Here is a 535-nt window from a genome sequence, read left to right on the forward strand (position 1 = left end):
AACCCATCCCACCCATAGAAAAGGAAACAGATCATGATTGAAGCAGTAGACCCCACCGACGAGCGTGCCGTTCGTAACAAGAACAACCTCATCGACTTCTATGAGCAAGCCATCAACCAGAAGAACTCGGTTGAGGCGGCAAACAAGCTCGTCGCCGACGAATACATTCAGCACAACCCGCTGCTGCCGGATGGCGCTGCCGGACTCGGTGCTACCTTCGCCGCGCTGACGGCTCAGCGCCAGAACGCGCGCGTCGTCATCCACCGCATCATTGCTTCTGGCGACTGGGTGTGGGCACACGTCAACTTCCTCAACCTGTACAACGATGACGCTGACGACCTGGGCGTGGCAGGCGTCGACATTTGGAAGATGGATGCCGACGGCGTTGCCCTCGAGCACTGGGATGTTCTTCAGCCCATCACGGCCGCGGTCAGCCCCGTCAACGGTCACGGAATGTTCTAACCGAACCCTGTTGCGGCAGTGCGCCGCGGATGTTGGCCTCGGTCGAACACCCGGCGTACTGCCTCTCTGTCTA

The 535-nt window shown here is 59.4% G+C and carries 1 protein-coding gene; it reads left to right on the forward strand.

Annotation, left to right across the window (positions count from 1 at the left end; genetic code table 11):
• Window positions 1-33 precede the first annotated feature (33 nt).
• Window positions 34-462 (forward strand): nuclear transport factor 2 family protein, encoded by a 429-nt coding sequence (locus FRC98_RS21085; protein ID WP_146983527.1) that lies wholly within the window; start codon window positions 34-36, stop codon window positions 460-462.
• Window positions 463-535 lie beyond the last annotated feature (73 nt).

Origin of the sequence: Lujinxingia vulgaris (genome assembly GCF_007997015.1) — a bacterium.
GTDB lineage: Bacteria > Myxococcota_A > Bradymonadia > Bradymonadales > Bradymonadaceae > Lujinxingia > Lujinxingia vulgaris.

Excerpts from the sequence above, each read along its gene's own strand:
- FRC98_RS21085 (WP_146983527.1), top strand. The coding sequence starts at position 34 with ATGATTGAAGCAGTAGACCCCACCGACGAGCGTGCCGTTCGTAACAAG.